The following is a 2597-nucleotide window of genomic DNA, read 5'->3' on the forward strand; positions in this document are numbered from 1 at the left end:
GGTGAAAATATTTTAATCGGGAAAGCCTTGTGATGATTATTATTACAGGGGTTCCCGATTATTTTATGCTTTTATGTTGCGGATATAAGGTTTAACTAAAATATACTGTCGATGAATGGGTAAAAAAACACGATGAGTAAGTTTTAAATTACGATTGAGGCAGGCACTAATACGGTGATGCCATGATTTTGTCTTTCGGTTGGTGTGTTTATTTGATAAGTCCGTTAAAACGAAAACAGATTTACCTAAATATATACTCGATAATACTACCAGAATTCAACTTTGTGTCAGTTTTTACCGGAATAGTGTTGTTCCGCCTAGCCCATAAAACTTGCCACATCTTTTTTCCTTAGGAATAATTCAGTTCAAAATTTGGATTGAGAAAATTTTACAATACATTTACTACATTCAGAAGTAATACATTTCCGATGAGTTTTAAGGACGATACGCTTACCCTAACGGACAAAGTTTCTATACTTAGGCTTGTGTCAATTTTTTCGGAAGTCCCAGCTGAGGTTTTGGCCGATATTGCTATGGTTTCGACCCAGCATTCCCTTCCTGCCGAGAGTATAATAATTAACAAGGGCGACATGGATTTTGCGCTTTACGTTGTTATCCACGGGAAAGTCAAGGTACATGCTGGGGATCATATATTTACAACGTTTTCGAACAATGATTATTTTGGAGAGTATGCCCTAATAGATAGCTCCCCTCGTTCGGCAACGGTAACCACCCTTGAGCCAACTGAAGTGCTGCGGCTCGATCAGACTCATTTTAACCAAATTATTGCATCCAACAAGAAGATAACTCAAGGAATTCTAAACGGCCTCATTATGAGGCTTCGAGACTACAATGTGTTGCAGAGCGAACTCACAAAGAAGGGTGAGGAGATTAAGTTGCAACGCGATGTGTTGGAAAAGCAGCGTAAGGAGTTGGAAGTACTCAATGCCACCAAGGATAAGTTTTTTGCCATTATAGCACATGATTTGCGCAACCCATTTTCGACGGTTCTTGGTCTTTCAGAATTGTTGGCACGAGAATTTGAGAATTTTGATTCCGATCGACTAAAAGAGTTTATCAACCAGATTTATAAATATTCCAACAACACCTTTAATCTGTTGGAAAATCTACTTCAATGGTCCATGGTCCAAACAGGGAGAATGCCTCTTCGGCCCAAGGTGGTAGACCTTTTTGAAGTGGTTATGGAGAATATAGAACTTTTACGAGGCAACGCTACCAACAAAGAGATAAGCCTGATTGGGCCAGAAGAAGGTGAGTGGTTTTCTTATGTGGATGTGAATATGATAACCACCGTAGTAAGAAACCTTATCTCAAACGCCATTAAGTTTACCGAAGTGGGGGGATTCGTTAAGGTTAAATTTGAGCAGGACGATCGCTTTGTGACTGTATCTGTTTCGGATTCAGGCGTAGGAATCTCGGCTATTGACTTGAGTAAACTCTTTAAGCTTGACTCAAATCCAACCACAATTGGCACTAGTCAGGAAAAGGGAACAGGCTTAGGGCTTATTCTCTGTAAGGAGTTTGTTGAACGAAACGGTGGGAAAGTTTGGGTAGAGAGTATCCTTGGAGAGGGTACTACATTTCGCTTTACGGCACCACGAATTAGTTCACACTAGTTATTCCAACGGCTGGCAATGATATCTGCCAGCATCATATCTTCTGGTGTTGTAATTTTAAGGTTTAGTTTATTACCCTCAATCAAGGTTGTTTTAAATCCAGCCATTTCGCATACGGTGGCTTCGTCGGTAAAACAATCCTTATATAACTGACTATATGCTTTCTGTATTACTTCTCGTCGAAAAACCTGTGGTGTTTGCACTCGTTTTACATCGCGGCGCTTGAGTGGGCGACTGCCATCGGGAATGAGAATGCGAATAGAGTCCACCGATTCAATCACAGGAATTGCTGTTCCAGTTTTGTGTGCGGCATCAAAACAGCGATTTATCATTACCGAATCGATAAATGGCCTTACCCCATCGTGAATGGCAATAATATCTTCATCGGTAATGGCTGTAAGTCCATTTTGAACTGAGTGGTATCGCTCTGCCCCACCAGCGACTACCGTAACACTGAACGCTGGCTTGAACTCTTCGCGTAAGCGCTCCCATAAATCGATATGTTCTTGAGGTAATACAAGAATCAAGTGAATCTCGGGATCGAAGTTGTAAAATGCGGTCAAAGACCATAGCACAACCGGTTTACCACCAATTAACTGAAACTGTTTTGGCACCTCCCCTCCCATGCGGATGCCTGAACCACCTGCAACAATTATGGCTGCTTTTTTCATATCTATCGTTTTTCTATATTGTTTGTATCACATCAAAGACGAAGTAATGCAAAAACAGCATGTCTTCCTACTCAGTTATATTACCCTAAAGCCACTTATGATTAAGCAATATTTGCAATTCGAGGCTAGAGTAAAGCCAAAGAAAGATCAAATTATGCTAACTTCGTGCTGAGTAATTCTTCCACGAAGGTAACACAATAGTTCGGTAAGATTTATGCCGCAATTTTACCGTAATCCAACAAATCATTGACGATTTTTTTATTTTTTGCGGTGTTTGGGTTTATTGCAA

2 protein-coding genes are annotated in these 2597 nt (G+C 40.4%); one reads left to right on the forward strand and one right to left on the reverse strand.

Features of this window, described 5'->3' with window-relative positions; translation table 11 throughout:
• Positions 1-428: 428 nt before the first annotated feature.
• The gene (locus tag BLS65_RS17545; protein ID WP_092441084.1) at positions 429-1637 is read left to right on the forward strand and encodes an ATP-binding protein; all 1209 of its coding nucleotides are present in this window, start codon (positions 429-431) and stop codon (positions 1635-1637) included.
• On the opposite strand, the gene BLS65_RS17550 is transcribed toward BLS65_RS17545, so the two are convergent.
• A complete protein-coding gene (locus BLS65_RS17550) occupies positions 1634-2308 on the reverse strand; it encodes a 2-C-methyl-D-erythritol 4-phosphate cytidylyltransferase (RefSeq protein ID WP_092441085.1) in 675 nt (224 codons plus the stop codon). The genes BLS65_RS17545 and BLS65_RS17550 overlap by 4 nt on opposite strands.
• Positions 2309-2597 lie beyond the last annotated feature (289 nt).

This window comes from Williamwhitmania taraxaci (assembly GCF_900096565.1).
Classification (GTDB): domain Bacteria; phylum Bacteroidota; class Bacteroidia; order Bacteroidales; family Williamwhitmaniaceae; genus Williamwhitmania; species Williamwhitmania taraxaci.

What these genes read in the sequence shown, in the direction of transcription:
- BLS65_RS17545 (WP_092441084.1), top strand. Translation starts at nt 429, where the DNA reads ATGAGTTTTAAGGACGATACGCTTACCCTAACGGACAAAGTTTCTATA.
- BLS65_RS17550 (WP_092441085.1), bottom strand. Translation starts at nt 2,308, where the DNA reads ATGAAAAAAGCAGCCATAATTGTTGCAGGTGGTTCAGGCATCCGCATG.